Annotated in this window: 11 protein-coding genes and 1 pseudogene; 5 read left to right on the top strand and 7 right to left on the bottom strand. The window is 65.4% G+C overall.

Features of this window, described 5'->3' with window-relative positions:
- A pseudogene (locus V5A53_RS07995) lies at positions 1-323 on the bottom strand (hypothetical protein); the annotation flags it as partial.
- Between the two features lie 362 nt (positions 324-685).
- Here V5A53_RS07995 and V5A53_RS07990 point away from each other — a divergent pair.
- From V5A53_RS07990 to V5A53_RS07980, 3 genes are all read left to right on the top strand, one after another.
- Positions 686-1,369 carry a DUF7096 domain-containing protein gene (locus V5A53_RS07990; RefSeq protein WP_332313069.1) on the top strand — a complete coding sequence of 228 codons (684 nt, stop codon included), beginning with the start codon at positions 686-688 and terminating at the stop codon, positions 1,367-1,369.
- Between the two features lie 113 nt (positions 1,370-1,482).
- Complete coding sequence (locus V5A53_RS07985; protein WP_332313067.1) at positions 1,483-2,577, top strand: DUF7345 domain-containing protein; 1,095 nt, start codon at positions 1,483-1,485, stop codon at positions 2,575-2,577.
- A 49-nt stretch (positions 2,578-2,626) separates the two neighbouring features.
- Positions 2,627-3,556 (top strand): RAD55 family ATPase, encoded by a 930-nt coding sequence (locus tag V5A53_RS07980; protein WP_332313066.1) that lies wholly within the window; start codon positions 2,627-2,629, stop codon positions 3,554-3,556.
- A gap of 110 nt (positions 3,557-3,666) precedes the next feature.
- Here the strand turns inward: V5A53_RS07980 and sod are convergent, their stop codons facing one another.
- The gene (gene sod, locus V5A53_RS07975; protein WP_332313065.1) at positions 3,667-4,272 is read right to left on the bottom strand and encodes a superoxide dismutase; all 606 of its coding nucleotides are present in this window, start codon (positions 4,270-4,272) and stop codon (positions 3,667-3,669) included.
- Between the two features lie 225 nt (positions 4,273-4,497).
- The gene (locus V5A53_RS07970; protein ID WP_332313064.1) at positions 4,498-5,886 is read right to left on the bottom strand and encodes a cryptochrome/photolyase family protein; all 1,389 of its coding nucleotides are present in this window, start codon (positions 5,884-5,886) and stop codon (positions 4,498-4,500) included.
- A gap of 210 nt (positions 5,887-6,096) precedes the next feature.
- Here V5A53_RS07970 and V5A53_RS07965 point away from each other — a divergent pair, with 210 nt between their 5' ends.
- Positions 6,097-6,825, top strand: coding sequence for a hypothetical protein (locus V5A53_RS07965; RefSeq protein ID WP_442928633.1), 729 nt, complete (start codon positions 6,097-6,099; stop codon positions 6,823-6,825).
- Positions 6,826-6,831: 6 nt separating this feature from the next.
- Here the strand turns inward: V5A53_RS07965 and V5A53_RS07960 are convergent, their stop codons facing one another.
- Genes V5A53_RS07960 through V5A53_RS07950 form a run of 3 tightly spaced genes read right to left on the bottom strand, consistent with a single transcriptional unit; the run spans position 6,832 to position 11,288 of the window.
- Entirely contained in the window at positions 6,832-8,952 is a 2,121-nt protein-coding gene (locus V5A53_RS07960) for an ArnT family glycosyltransferase (RefSeq protein WP_332313062.1), read from the bottom strand.
- Between the two features lie 4 nt (positions 8,953-8,956).
- On the bottom strand, positions 8,957-10,090 hold the full coding sequence (locus V5A53_RS07955; RefSeq protein ID WP_332313061.1) for a substrate-binding domain-containing protein: 1,134 nt from the start codon (positions 10,088-10,090) through the stop codon (positions 8,957-8,959).
- A 40-nt stretch (positions 10,091-10,130) separates the two neighbouring features.
- Entirely contained in the window at positions 10,131-11,288 is a 1,158-nt protein-coding gene (locus tag V5A53_RS07950; RefSeq protein WP_332313060.1) for an alpha-1 4-glucan-protein synthase, read from the bottom strand.
- A gap of 137 nt (positions 11,289-11,425) precedes the next feature.
- Here V5A53_RS07950 and V5A53_RS07945 point away from each other — a divergent pair, with 137 nt between their 5' ends.
- Positions 11,426-13,171: an acyl-CoA carboxylase subunit beta gene (locus V5A53_RS07945; protein WP_332313059.1), complete on the top strand. Its 1,746-nt coding sequence runs from the start codon at positions 11,426-11,428 to the stop codon at positions 13,169-13,171.
- Positions 13,172-13,217: 46 nt separating this feature from the next.
- Here V5A53_RS07945 and V5A53_RS07940 read toward each other — a convergent pair.
- A partial coding sequence (locus V5A53_RS07940) for a HAMP domain-containing sensor histidine kinase (RefSeq protein ID WP_332313058.1) occupies positions 13,218-13,456 on the bottom strand: 239 nt, incomplete at its 5' end.

The following is a 13,456-nucleotide window of genomic DNA, read 5'->3' as shown; positions in this document are numbered from 1 at the left end:
AGGAGGTCGTTCAGCGACTGGCCGAGGTTGTCGACCTCACCGCTCAGGAACGAATCGATGGTCTCGTGGATCTGACTCACGTGATCCGGGACCTGCTCGGGGAGCCCGTCGCTCGGGCCGACACCGTCAGCGTTGCCCTTCCGCTCCTCGCTCGCGTTGGCGTCGTCGTCAGCATCCTCGGCGGCGTCCGACATGTTATCGTCGGGCGCGTCCGTGGCGTTGTCGTTTGCCGCTGCGTTGGGGCTGGCGGCACCGAGTGCCGCCGCGCCACCGATCAGCAGCATCGTTGCGACCGCGACCGTGATCAGTTGTTTCGCTCTCATTGCAATCACCTCTCGGACCGAGAGCCACTTAACGGGGGGAGACCCCGAAGCCGGATTTAGCCGGTTTGGACGCTTCTAAAGCCGAATTAAGCCGAATTAAATCGGCTAAAACCGCGTTTCGAGTGGGTGGAACGCCGATTCGATGGCCATATATAAAACCATCGGCCGACGGGCTATCGACCCCGATAGCCAGCGTTGACTGCGCGGCTGAGACGTGGTCCTCGCCTGTCTCCGAGGTCCCGTTCGCCAAGTGGTAATCGAGGCTTGACGGGACTCCCGCACCTGCAAACCGAGTTAATTCGTCGAAATCCGTCAAGAGTATCTCGCCCGTATATACCGCGTGACGCCCAATGAAGTGTACGATGAAACGGATACTCTCACTGCTGCTGGCGGCGATGGTCGTCGGGAGCCTACTCGCGGCGGTACCTCTCGGCGCCGCGACCCAAGAAAACGAGACCGAGACGCTGCCCGGCGAACAGTTCGCGGGCGTCGTCGGCACCCAAGAGGCCGAACTCGACGGTGAACTGGAGGCGCGCGCGTTCGGTATCGCTGTCGCGAACGCCGATTCGGATACGGAACGCGCGGAACTCATCGCCGACCGTCTCGACCGAAACGACGAGCGACTCGCCGAGATCGAGGCACGTCAGCAAACCCTCCGCGAACAGCGCGATGCCGGCGACATCAGCGAGGGGACCTACCGCGCGAAGGTCACGATAGCCGTCGCGGAGACGAGCGCCACGAACGGAACGACGAACGCGGCCGCCGGCGTGGCCGCCGACCTCCCCGATACCGTCCGTTCCGAATACGGTATCGACGATGACAGGATCGGCACTCTCCGGACCGACGCCGCCGAACTGACCGGCCCCGAGGTCGCCGACATCGCTCGGGATATCGCCGGCCCGGACGTCGGCGCACCGGTCGACCCCGACGACCGCTCCGAGGGTGAGCGTGACGCCGGTACGAACGGGACGGAGGACCGTCCGGACGGGACCGGAGAACGTACGAACGAGACCGAAGACCGGACGCCCACCCGAGACGGCCAGTAGGTGATCGACATCTCGACCGCCCGCGAGTGGAACCGACAGTCGCGGACCGTCGCCGACAGATCTCGGTTGCATCGGCAACAACGCCTTTATAACCGCGCTCCCTTCTCCCGGCCGTGAACCGGGGATCCGTCGCCGCATTGGTCGCGCTCGTCGTACTCGTCGGTACCGTCGCCGGAACGGGGGTTACGGCCGGGTCCTCCTCGGCGCCGGCGCTGCAGGAAGACATCAACCCCGACGACGTCCTGATGGAGGTCGCCGTCGAGGAGGACGGCGATGCCGCATGGCGCATCGAGTACCGGATGGAACTCGACACCGACGAGGACGAACAGGCCTTCGAGGATCTCCAGAGCGATATCGAGTCCGACCCCGACCCCTATGTCGATCGGTTCCACAACCGGATGAACGCGACCGCCGACAGCGCCGCCAACGCGACCGGCCGCGAGATGGCGATCACGGACGTCTTCGTCTCCGCCACCCGCGAGGAGTTGCCGCAGGAACGCGGTGTCGTCACCTTCACCTTCCGGTGGTCGAACTTCGCGGCCACCGACGGCGACCGACTCTACGCTGGCGACGCCATCGACGGCCTCTTCTTGGACGAGAACACCTCGCTTCTGGTGTCGTGGCCCGAGGGATACACACTGGTCGACGCATCACCCTCGCCGACCGACACGAGGGACAACGCCGTCAGTTACGACGGCCCGACGAACTTCGCGTCCGGCGAACCGCGGATCGAACTCGCGCCGGAAGGCGCTGCGGAAGGCTCCGACGGACTGCCGGTCTCCCCGCTCGTGGCGGCCGCGGTCGTGGTCCTCGGTCTCCTCGCTATCGGTGCCGTGCTGTTCGCTCGTCGGCGAGAGTGGTCGCCGGGCGGCGGCGAGAGCGGCGACGAAGGGCCGCCGGACGACGGTGCGGGCCCGGACGCTGCAACCGAGCCGGACGCTACCGACGCCGAGGGGGGAGCCGCCGCACCCCCCGATCCGGACCTCCTGAGCAACGAGGAGCAGGTGCTCCAGCTCATCGAGCAACGCGGCGGCCGGATGAAACAGCAGGCCGTCGCCGAGGAGTTGGGCTGGACCGACGCCAAGACGAGTCAGGTCACGAAGGGCCTCCGCGAGGACGGCGACCTCGAGGGCTTCCGACTCGGTCGGGAGAACGTGCTGGCGCTGCCCGACGAGGACGCCACGGAGAACGCCGACGGCGAGCAGTAGCGAGGGCGGTCGCCCCAACACTATACTTCTGGCGGGCCGTGCCGAACGTATGGCACCCGGTTCCGCTTCGGCGGCACACGATCTCAGCGAATCGGTCGATTACATCCCGTTCGGGATTCGCGGACTGGACGGCGACGTTCGCGGCATCCCCACGGGCAGTTGCGTCCTGTTGGCCGGCGCGCCCGACGCCGGCGGCGACGCGTTCACGTATACGAGCCTCGCACGGTTGATGGCCGCGAAGCACCGCCCCGAGACGGTCCGCAGCGAACTCGCCGACCGAGCCGAGAAGATCCCCGAATCGGTGACCTATCTGACCCTGAGCCACGACCGCGAACACGTCTACAGCGAGATCGATGCCGTCCTCGGTGACGAGAGCTTCGACGTGCTGGCCGACCACATGACCGTCGTCGACTATTCACAGCGGTTCATGGACCTGTTGCCGGTCCCGTCGGCGCTGTTCGAGGCACGCCGAACAGGGCGGGACGAGTCCGAGGAACCGTCCCCGCTCGAAGCCGCCGAGGGGGAGGACGAGCCGGCCGATCCCGATCCCGGCGTGGAGACGTTCCACGACCTGCTGGACGATATCGGCGACCACCTGGCCGATGCGAAAGACGACCTCATCGTCGTCGACTCGCTATCGGACCTCGAACGCGCGACGGAGTTCGGCCTGCCCCGGAACCACGAACTCGCCTTCCTGATCGGCCTACGCGAGGCCGTCGTCAACTGGGGTACCGTCGCCTTCGTCAAATACGACAGCCGGGCCGCCGAAGTCCGGCAGAACGACACCATCCACGGCCTCCTGCACGGCCACATCTACTTCTACTCGAACGACGAGGGCTATACCACCTACCGGACGGTCCGTGTCGGCTCCTTCGGCGGCGCTCTCGATACGAAACGGCAGACGGTCTTCGATTCCATCATCGACGAAGAGGGCTTCCGAGCGAAGGCGACGAAGAAGATCAGCCGCAAGCACTGGTGAGGGCCGTCGTTGGCCGGTCCAACGACTACGCGAGACGGTAGCGAACGGAGCCGGTCCCACGGCTACGCGACACGGCGTGCGAAAGAAAATCGATGATGTGACTACGGTACTTACTGCTGGAGCGCCTTCTCGTACTGCTCGGCGACGTTGTCCCAGTCGACGACGTCGAAGAAGTTGTCGATGAAGCTGCCGCGGTCCGGACCGTAGTCGTAGTAGTAGGAGTGCTCCCAGACGTCGAGCGCCAGGATGGGGTGGCTGCCCCACAGCGCGCCCTGGTCGTGCTTGTCGACGACGAGGTTGCGCAGTTGGTCGGAAACGGGGTCGTAGACCAGCAGCGCCCAGCCACCGGCGGCGCCCGCGGCGGCCTTGAACTCGCCCTTCCAGCCCTCGTAGGAGCCGAAGTCCTCCTCGATGCGGTCGGCGAGGTCACCCTCGGGTTCGCCACCGCCGTTCGGGGACATGTTCTCCCAGAACAGCGTGTGGAGATAGTGACCGCTACCGTTGTGGGTCACGTTGCGGATGGCTGCAGCGGAGCCACCGAAGTCGCCCGCATCGCGGTTCTCCGCGAGGGTCTCCTCGGCGCTTTCGAGGCCGTTGACGTAGCCCTGGTGGTGGGTGTCGTGGTGCCACGTCATGACCTGCTCGGAGATGGACGGTTCGAGCGCGTCGTAATCGTACGGGAGCGGCGGTAGTTCGGGGTTGGAATGTTCAGGCATTTATATCGTCCTCCATCTCTAGTACTCTTCGGGAATACTGTTAAAACTTCGTTGTGAGGCGCTATCACTCCGCACGGCGTGTATCGGCGGATGGCAACGGGACTGACACCAAGCGACGACCTGAGTCGTGGCTCGTTCCCGGCCTCATACGGATCGTTGTAGTCGTTTCCCGGCGAGTTCCGATCCGTACGAGTGCTCGCCGGTAATTTGTTACAACGAGCCGTATCACTCCGTGTCCCCACGAGCACGTTCGAACATCGCCAGCGCCTCCTCGCGGCGCTGACTGTGATAGACGACCGGAGCGGGGTAGTCGGGCGCCGCAGCATCGCGCTCTGCCGCCGATAGCTCGTGCCACGAGTGAATCGTCCCGGGGGCGACATCGCGCAGTTCGGGCACGTACTCTTTTATATAGGTCGCATCGGGGTCGTAGCGTTCGCCTTGCGTCATCGGGTTGAAGATACGAAAATACGGCTGGGCGTCGGTGCCCGTCGAGGCCGCCCACTGCCAGCCGCCGTTGTCGTTTGCCGTATCGTGGTCGACCAACTGTGCCCGGAAGTGGTCGTAGCCGTGTCGCCAGTCGACCAGCAGGTCCTTCGTCAAGAAGGAGGCGACGATCATCCGCACCCGGTTGTGCATGTACGCCTCCTCGCGGAGTTGCCGCATCCCCGCGTCGACGATCGGGTAGCCCGTCTTGCCCGCTTTCCACGCCGCCAGCAGATTCTCGTCGTCTTCCCACTCGATCTCTGCGTCGTATTCCTTGTAGTTCTCGGTGACGACGCTCGGATTGAAATAGAGGACGTGGGTGTAGAACTCCCGCCACGCCAACTGCGAGCGGAACTCCGCGACGGAGTCGGCAGCCTCGTCGTCCGCCCCAGCCAGCGCCTCCCGAACCGCGGCGTCGACCTCCCGAATCCCGATCGTCCCGAACTTCAGGTGCGGCGAGAGTCGTGAGGTGGCTTCTTCGGCCGGGTAATCCCGCGCATCGTCGTACCGGAAGACGTCGGTTGCGAGGAACTCCTCCAGCAACCCCCGGGCGACCTCGGTGCTTCCTTCGGGAATCGATGCGTCCGGGACCTCGAAACCGAGGGCCGAGAGCGTCGGTATCGGTTCGTCGTCGGACGCCTCGGCCAGTTCCGGCACCTCGTATGGGTCGTCCTTCTCGCGGTCGCGCCACTTCTTCCAGAAGTAGGTATAGACCGAGTACGGGTCGCCCTGATTGGTCGTGATAGCGCCCGGTTCGTGGCAGATCGCATCGTGGAACTGCTGGGGAAGCACGTCCCACTCCTTGAGTTCCTCGGCGACCAGTTCGTCCCGGCGCTGGGCCAGCCCCGAGTAGTCGCGGTTCCACGAGACCAACTCGGCGTCGTACTCGTCGGCGATGTCCAACAGCACTTCGGCCGGGTCGCCGTGGCGGATGAAGATGTCCGAGCCCCGTTCGCGATAGGCGGCCCGCAGGGAGGCGAGCGCGTCCAGCATGAACGCCACGCGCGGCGCTCCCGCGTGTTCGAGGACGTTCTCGTCGAAGACGAAGACCCCGGCTGGCGGCTCCGAGAGTTCCGAGAGGCCGCGGTTGTCCGCCACGCGAAGGTCCCGCCGGTGCCAGTGCAGGCGCATTGGTGTACGAATCGCAGGTACGGCGTGTAAAGCCCCGGGTCGGGGCGTTCTTCTGCTGGTTCGTGGCTAGAGCCGTTCCTGGAGGAGCCGTCGGCTGCTACCCATATATAAGGAATCTGAGACTGACGCAAAACACGGGCACACACCATATTATAAGTACTAACCGACAGACGGCGGACCCGTATGACGGTTCGAAGCACGATACGGGGGATGGCGGAGCGAGCGAATCCGGCGTTTGCCGCGGGGGCGGTCGGGATTCCGCTCGTCGCGTTCGTCCTGGCGTCGACGGTCGGTTCGGTGGAGATGCACACCTACGTCCACGTGATGGCGGGGGTGTTATGGACGGGCATCGACCTGTTCATGGCGATGGTGATGGGGCCGGTGTTGGGGTCGCTGGGGCTGTCGGCCCGGGCGGACTGGTTCGAGAAGTTCACGCCGAAGATGTCGTTTCTGATGCCGACGCTGGCGGCGGTGACGATCTTCGGCGGCATCACGCTCGCGGTCCGAATCGACGTCTTCCCGAACGCCGGGCCGTGGATCGGCCTGTTCGTGCTGGTCACCTTCACCGTTGCGACGCTACTCTTGGGCAAGGTCTTCGATGCGTTCCGCGACCCGCGCTGGCTGGCGTTCTTCGCGCTCGTCGTGATCGGCAACGGTGCGTACTTCGCCAGCGAGTTCGCGGCGGCAGGGACGACGATGCCTGGCACGTCGACGATCATCCTGCTCATCCTCGCGGTGATGTTCATCCTGACCGTGCAGGGGTTCGGCTTCCTGCTGCCGAACGAGGTGCTGGTCTATCGGGAACTACTCTCGTCGGACCCTGATACGGAGCGTATCAGTCGTCTCGGGATGCGGAACGCGAAACTCAGCGGCGTGCAGGGGTTCTTCCAGTTGACCATCATCGTCCTGATGGTCTACCTGCGCTGGGGCGGCCTGTAGTACCGGTCAACCGGGTTCCTCGTCCACCCGAGTCTCGAAGACGACCCACTCGCGGTGTTCGTCGGGGCGGTCGGGGAGATAGGTGCCTTCACGGCCGCAGTCGGTGACGAGCGGACAGACGGTCCGGTCGGGCGGCCAGATTACCTCGATCCGGTCGCCGTCGGCGCGGACGGTCGCTTCCTGCCGATAGGTGAAGGTCGACCCTTCGGCGTCCACGAGCGTGACCGTCAGGACGACCTTCTCGGCGCCATCGATGGTCAGCCGTTCGCGGTCGCCCTCGTTGAGTCGCGCGCCGTCGCCGGCCAGTTCCCACTGGACGGTCATCCGGTCGTTCGGGTCCTCCACGGAGTACTCGTGGCTGCCGGCGTCCGTCGAAAGGCGGACCCTGGCACGAGCAACGCGGTCGGTGACGCCGACGGTCGTCCTCGCGGTCACTCGCTCGCCCTCGCGGACGTCGAGCGGTTCGAGTTTCGGCGTGACGTGACGGTCGGTGCTCGGCGTCCATTCGCCGCGATAGGTGTAGCGGTAGTGCTGGCGGTCGGGGTAGGCGTCCAGTACCGCGAAGTCCTCGCCGGGGTCCCGGTCCAGCGCGTAGACGACGGGGCCGTCGAAGCCGGGGTCGTTGCGGAGCGACTGGAACGGGTGGTTCTGCCACTCGCCGTAGGGGGTCGGGACGAACACCAGGGCGTCGTCGAGGGATTCGTTCTCGAAGGGCGCATACGCCGTCTCGTACTTCTCGGTGTAGGCGGCGTTCCGCTCCAGCGGTTGGGCGGCGAGGCTGGCGTTTGCGACCCCGACCAGTGGCAGGGTGACGATGAGGGCGATAGCGACCGCGACGCGTGCCTTCTCGGGCGAGTAGCCGTCGGCAAGGCGGTTCCGGGCGAGGCGGGTGGCCGAGACGAGGGCGACGGCGGCGAAAAGCGACAGCGGCACGAGCAGGTCGAAGTGGTAGAACGGTCCGAACTGCGAGATGAGGCCATCGGTAGGGTCGGACATCGTCGCGAGGATGTTGTAGTTGCCCCAGAAGGCGACGTTACCGAGGGGGACCGAAACGAGGAGGCCGCCGAGGGTCCACGCGGCGGGTGATTCGATTTCGGGGATGAACGACCCGTCGCCGGTCCGCAGGCGATAGGCGACGAGGCCGACGCCCGCCAGCGCGCAGGCGGTACCGACCAGCCCCAGCGTGAACCAGCGGGTGGCGAGATACCAGAGGACGTAGGCGTTCGTCTCGACGGCCAGCGCCGGCGTGTACTCCAGCGAGTGGCCGAGGATCTCCCGGTGACCGAATCCGGGGCCGTCCTGTGGGGCGAAGGCCTCGTACGGAAAGCGCAACGGCGACCCCGTCATCCGGGCGTTGTAGGCGAGCGACAGGGCGACGCCCGCGAGGCCGCCGGCCGCGGTGAGAGCGTTCCGGCGGATGGGTTCGGCGAGTGGCCGGAGTCCGTCCGCGCTGAGCGACCGACCCACCGCCACCAGCGCGTGGGCGATGAACGGTGCCGCAAAGAGGACCGCCGTGAGGGGGCGGCCGAAGAAGGCGAGGCCGATGGCGAGGCCGGCGCCGGCCGCACTCGGGAGATGCCCCCGGCGAACGCCCCGTAAATACAGCACCGCGAAGGCCAGGTTGAGCATCGTCGTCGGGGCGTAGGGGAGAAAGACGGCGGTGGTGACGACCGAAAGCGGCGCGGCGGCGAAGACGGCGGCGGCGACGACGCCAACCCGTCGGTCGACGGCCTCGGCACCGAGCAGATAGACGAGACCGGTGTTGGCGGCCGCGACGCCGGCCAGCGCAACGCTTGGTTCGCCGAGAAGCCCCATCGCGGCGGCGTAGAGGACTGCGGGGTAGGGCTGGTATTTCGGGTAGAGGCGCCCGCCGTCCTCGATGAAGAACCACGGGTGGAAGGCGTCGGCGAGTTCGCCGGCGTGGAGTTCGAGCTGGCCGGCAAGAAGCATCGACGCCTGCTGGAGATAGACGGCCTCGTCGTGATTGGAGGAGTGATGTGGAAAGACGACCGCGGCGATGACGTAGGTGAGGACAGCGGCGGCTACGACGACGGCGGCTGCGAGAAGCCGCTCGCGGGCGCCGCGTCCGCGAACGATGGCTTGCAGTCGGTCCCGACCCGCGTCCATCACGTCAGATGTCGACGCCGGCCTCGCGCATCAGGTCGATGGTCGGTTCGAGGTCCGACAGTTGCGTGAGGTCGATATCGGGCACGTCGAGTTCGTCGATGGTCGGCAGGTCGCCGATGGGTTCGACCTCAGGGATGAGCGGGTACTCGAAGGTGGTGCGGGCGAAGTAGTCCTGTGCCTCGCCGGACAGGAGGTGACGGACGAAGTTCGAGGCGAGGTCCGCGTCGGAGGCAGCGTCGACGACGGCGGCGCCAGCGACGTTGAACATCGCGCCGGCGTCGCCCTCGGTGAACGTGGTGGCGATAGGCGCGTCCGGCGAGCCATCGAGGACGCGCTGGATGTAGTAGTGGTTCGTGAACGCGGCGTCGATCTCGCCATCGGCGATTGCCTGACAGGTGGCGAACTCGTCGGGATAGCTCGCGATGCCCGAATCGACGACGCCTTCGAGCCACTCGCGGGTCGCATCCTCGCCTTCGAGGAGGCGCATCGCGGTCACGAAGGCCTGACAGGAGCCATAGGACGGCGCCCAGCCGAGGTCGGCCTCGACGTCAGGGTATTCCATGATGTCGGTCGGAAGGTCGCTCTCCGAGAGTTCGTTCGTGTTGAAGGGGACCGACCGCGCGCGACCGGAAGTGCCGACCCACTCGTCCGTCCGGAACTCCTCGCGGACGAATTCGAGCACCTCGTCGGGGAGGGCCTGCGTACGTCCCTCGGCGGTGAGCACGCCGAGCGACCCGGCGTTGACCGAATAGAAGACGTCGGCGGGCGTGCCCTCGCCCTCGTTGATGATCTGGTTGACGAGGTCGGTCGAGCCACCGTAGCGGATGTTGAGTGTGAAGTCGTCGTAGAGGCTCTCGATGTACTCGACGAGTTCGCCGACGAGGAACTCGCCGCGGCCGGAGTAGACGGTCAGTTCGCCTTCGAGGTCGGGCATCTCCTCCATGGAGACGCCGCCGGGCGAGCGCCCCTCGCGGCCGGAGCCGATCTGGCCGACGGGCGAACCACCGTTTCCGTTGCCGTTCCCGTTGCCGGGAAGGACGTCGGAACAACCGGCGAGGCCGGTCGCGCCGACTGCGCCGGCGGTCACGAGGAACCGACGGCGACTCTGTGCGTCGTCGAAGAATTGTCGTTCAGTCATTGTTGTGTGGGTCGATTGTAGTGGGTATGTAAGCGTCGTTTCAGTCGTCCGCCGCGGCGGGGACGCGGGTCGATTCGAGGGCGTCGAGGCAGTCCAGCCAGTCGAGCATGTACTCGCCGACGTGGTTGAAGAACGCGCCGTTCTGGTAGTTCTCGAAGTCGCCGTCGGCCAGCCGCTGGCCCATCGCCTCGAAGACCTCGGCGTAGGAGTCGGCATCGGCACCGACGTCGTCGATGAGTTCCCAGACGTGCTCGTTCAGTTCGAGGCCGGCGACCTCGTTGTGGAGGTCGTCGAATGTCGACCGCGGCGCCTTGTTGTGTTCACACAGCGGGAAGCCGTTGTAGATGTCCTTGCCGAGGACGTCACAGGCCCGCTTGAGGAAGACGCCGCTCCAGATGTCGTCGAAGCGGCCGACGTCCCACTGGTTGTCGTCCATCGGCAACTGGTAGAACGCGGGGATGACCTCGCGTTCGAAGGCGAGGTTCATCGAGCAGACGGTGAGGTAGTCGCCCTCAGTGGCGACGAAGTCGTTGGTGAAGTCCTCGCGCGTGGTGCGTGTCTGGGCCTGCCCTTGCAGGTCGCCGTCCATGAGGATGCGGACGGCGTCGAGGTCAGGCACGTTGGTCCAGAGACCCTGGGAGGCGACGACGCTGTCCACATGGGTCGTCTCGGTCTCGACGGTCTCGTGCATCGCGGAGTAGGGGTAGCCCCGGGGGTAGAGGCCGTGGTCGTCGTGGTTCTGATAGAGGACGTTGACCCAATTCTCGTCGGAGGACACCGTCTCGATATCGCCGTCGAAGGCGAGATTGCGGAGGTGCTGGCCGAAGAAGTCGTCCTCGTCGTGCGGCAGGGTGTCGTCGTCGATGAAGAAGCCGTACTCGAACTGCGGGTTGGCCCACATGTACAGCAGGCCGAAACTCGTCTCGGCGTGGCTGGCGGCCGGAACGAGGTGGTCGTACTCCGAGATGCCGTGTTCGTCGTACCATTCTTGACGGCGCGTTTCGTCGAAGACCTCGCCGGAGACGCCTTCGTCGTCGAGCATCGCCCGCATCTCGTCGGTCTCACAGAAGTCCTCGGTGACGAGGACGACGTGCAGCCTCGAGAGGTCGAAATCGTGTTGCCGAGCGTTGTCGAAATACGCCCGCATGCAGTCGTACTCCCGTATCGTGGGAACGACGACACAGATGTCCTGACTCATCTTGTCCGGATAGTTTTAGGCTACCCTAAAGAGGCTGTCGATATTTAGGCCAGCCTAAATAGCCTGATAAACTTCGAACCGAATGTCGGTTTCAGCGGATGGAAAACGGTTTAATGGCTACGGGGGACGGTAGGAGTATGAAAGTCCGCATCGCGGGAGAGGCCAGCGTCGAGGAAGCCGAGGCCATCGCACAGGCCATGGCGACCCACGCTGAAGCCGATGTGGAGGTGTACATCGGTGACGCCGACGAACCGGCCGCGACCAGCGAAGCCGACCGCTCGCCCATCGAGGACGACCTCGGGCCGACCGAACGGGAAAAGGAACTCATCGAGCAAATCGAGGAAATCGAGGAAGGCGGCCCCGAGAAGTACAAAGAACAACTGCCCGAGCAGGGCAAGCACTTCGTCCGGGACCGCATCGACCTCTGGTTCAACCCCGAGCAAAGCTCGGCAGGCAGCCAGACGGAGTCTGGCGACGACGACGGCTTCCTCTTCGAGGACGGCAAGTTCGCGGAGTTCGACGCCGACGACAAACTGCCAGCGGACGGTCTCATCACCGGCGGCGCGGAGTTCGAGGGCCGCGACGTCCACTTCATGGCCAATGACTACACCGTCAAACGCGGATCGATGGCCGCCAAAGGCGTCGAGAAGTTCCTCCGCATGCAGCAGCGTGCCCTCAAGACGGGCAAGCCGGTGCTGTATCTGATGGACTCCTCCGGCGGTCGCATCGACCAACAGACCGGCTTCTTCGCCAACCGCGAGGGCATCGGGAAGTACTACTACAACCACTCGCGGCTCTCCGGTCGCGTCCCGCAGATCTGTGTCCTCTACGGGCCGTGTATCGCCGGCGCCGCCTACACGCCGGTCTTCGCCGATTTCACCATCATGGTCGAAGGCATGTCCTCGATGGCCATCGCCTCGCCGCGGATGGTGAAGATGGTCACCGGCGAGGACATCGACCTGGAGGAACTCGGCGGCCCGCAGGTCCACGCCACCGAATCCGGCAGCGCCGACCTCGTCGCTCGCGACGAGGAACACGCTCGCCAACTGGTCGCCGACCTCGTCCAGTACCTCCCGAACAACAGCGACGAGGACCCACCCGAAATCGCCTCGAAACCGCCGAAATACCAGCCCAACGGCATCGACTCCATCGTTCCCCAGGAACCGAACAAGGGCTACGACATGCGCGACGTCATCGACCGCGTGGTCGACCGGGACTCGTTCTTCGAACTCCAGCCCGACTACGGCCCCGAGATCATGACCGGCTTCGCCCATCTGGACGGCAAGCCGGTCGGCATCGTCGCCAACCAGCCCGCCGAACGCGCCGGGGCCATCTTCCCGGATGCCGCCGAGAAGGCCGCCCAGTTCGTCTGGAAATGTGACGCCTACAACATCCCGCTGCTGTACCTCTGTGACACCCCCGGCTTCATGGCCGGCTCACAGGTCGAAAAGGACGGCATCCTCGAGCAGGGCAAGAAGATGATCTACGCCACCAGCGAGGCGACCGTTCCCAAACAGACCGTCGTCGTCCGGAAAGCCTACGGCGCCGGCATCTACGCGATGTCCGGTCCGGCCTACGACCCCGAGTCCACCATCGCGCTGCCCTCCGGCGAGATCGGAATCATGGGTCCGGAAGCGGCTATCAACGCCGTCTACGCCCGGAAACTCGCCCAGATCGACGACGAGGAAGAACGCAAGGAAACGGAGCAGCGACTCCGCGAGGAGTTCCGCGAGGACATCGACGTCCGGCGGATGGCCAGCGAGGTCGTCATCGACGAGATCATCCCACCCTCCTCGCTGCGCGAGGAGTTGACCACGCGGTTCCGGTTCTACGAGGACGTCGAGAAGGACCGACCCTCGAAGAAACACGGGACGGTCCTCTAACGTACGGGTCGTCGAGAAGCCGTTTCAGACTCCCGCGCGAGGACGGCTATCCGTCCATCCGGGTGGTGGTGGTGTTCCTGATCTCGAATCGGGCGCCGCCCTCGTTGCTTTCGGTCACGTCGATGTCCCAGCCGTGGGCCTCGGCGATCTCCTTCACGATGGCGAGACCGAACCCGGTGCCCTCCGTGGCGGTCGAGTAGCCGGGTCCGAAGACGCTGTCACGCTCGGATTCGGGGATACCCTCGCCGTCGTCGGCGAGGAAGAACCCATCCTCGAGGTCGCCGA

The organism is Natronomonas sp. (assembly GCF_036625485.1).
Lineage (GTDB): Archaea > Halobacteriota > Halobacteria > Halobacteriales > Haloarculaceae > Natronomonas.
Note: the sequence above shows the minus strand (reverse complement) of the source record. Positions and strands in the feature narration are given on the sequence as shown.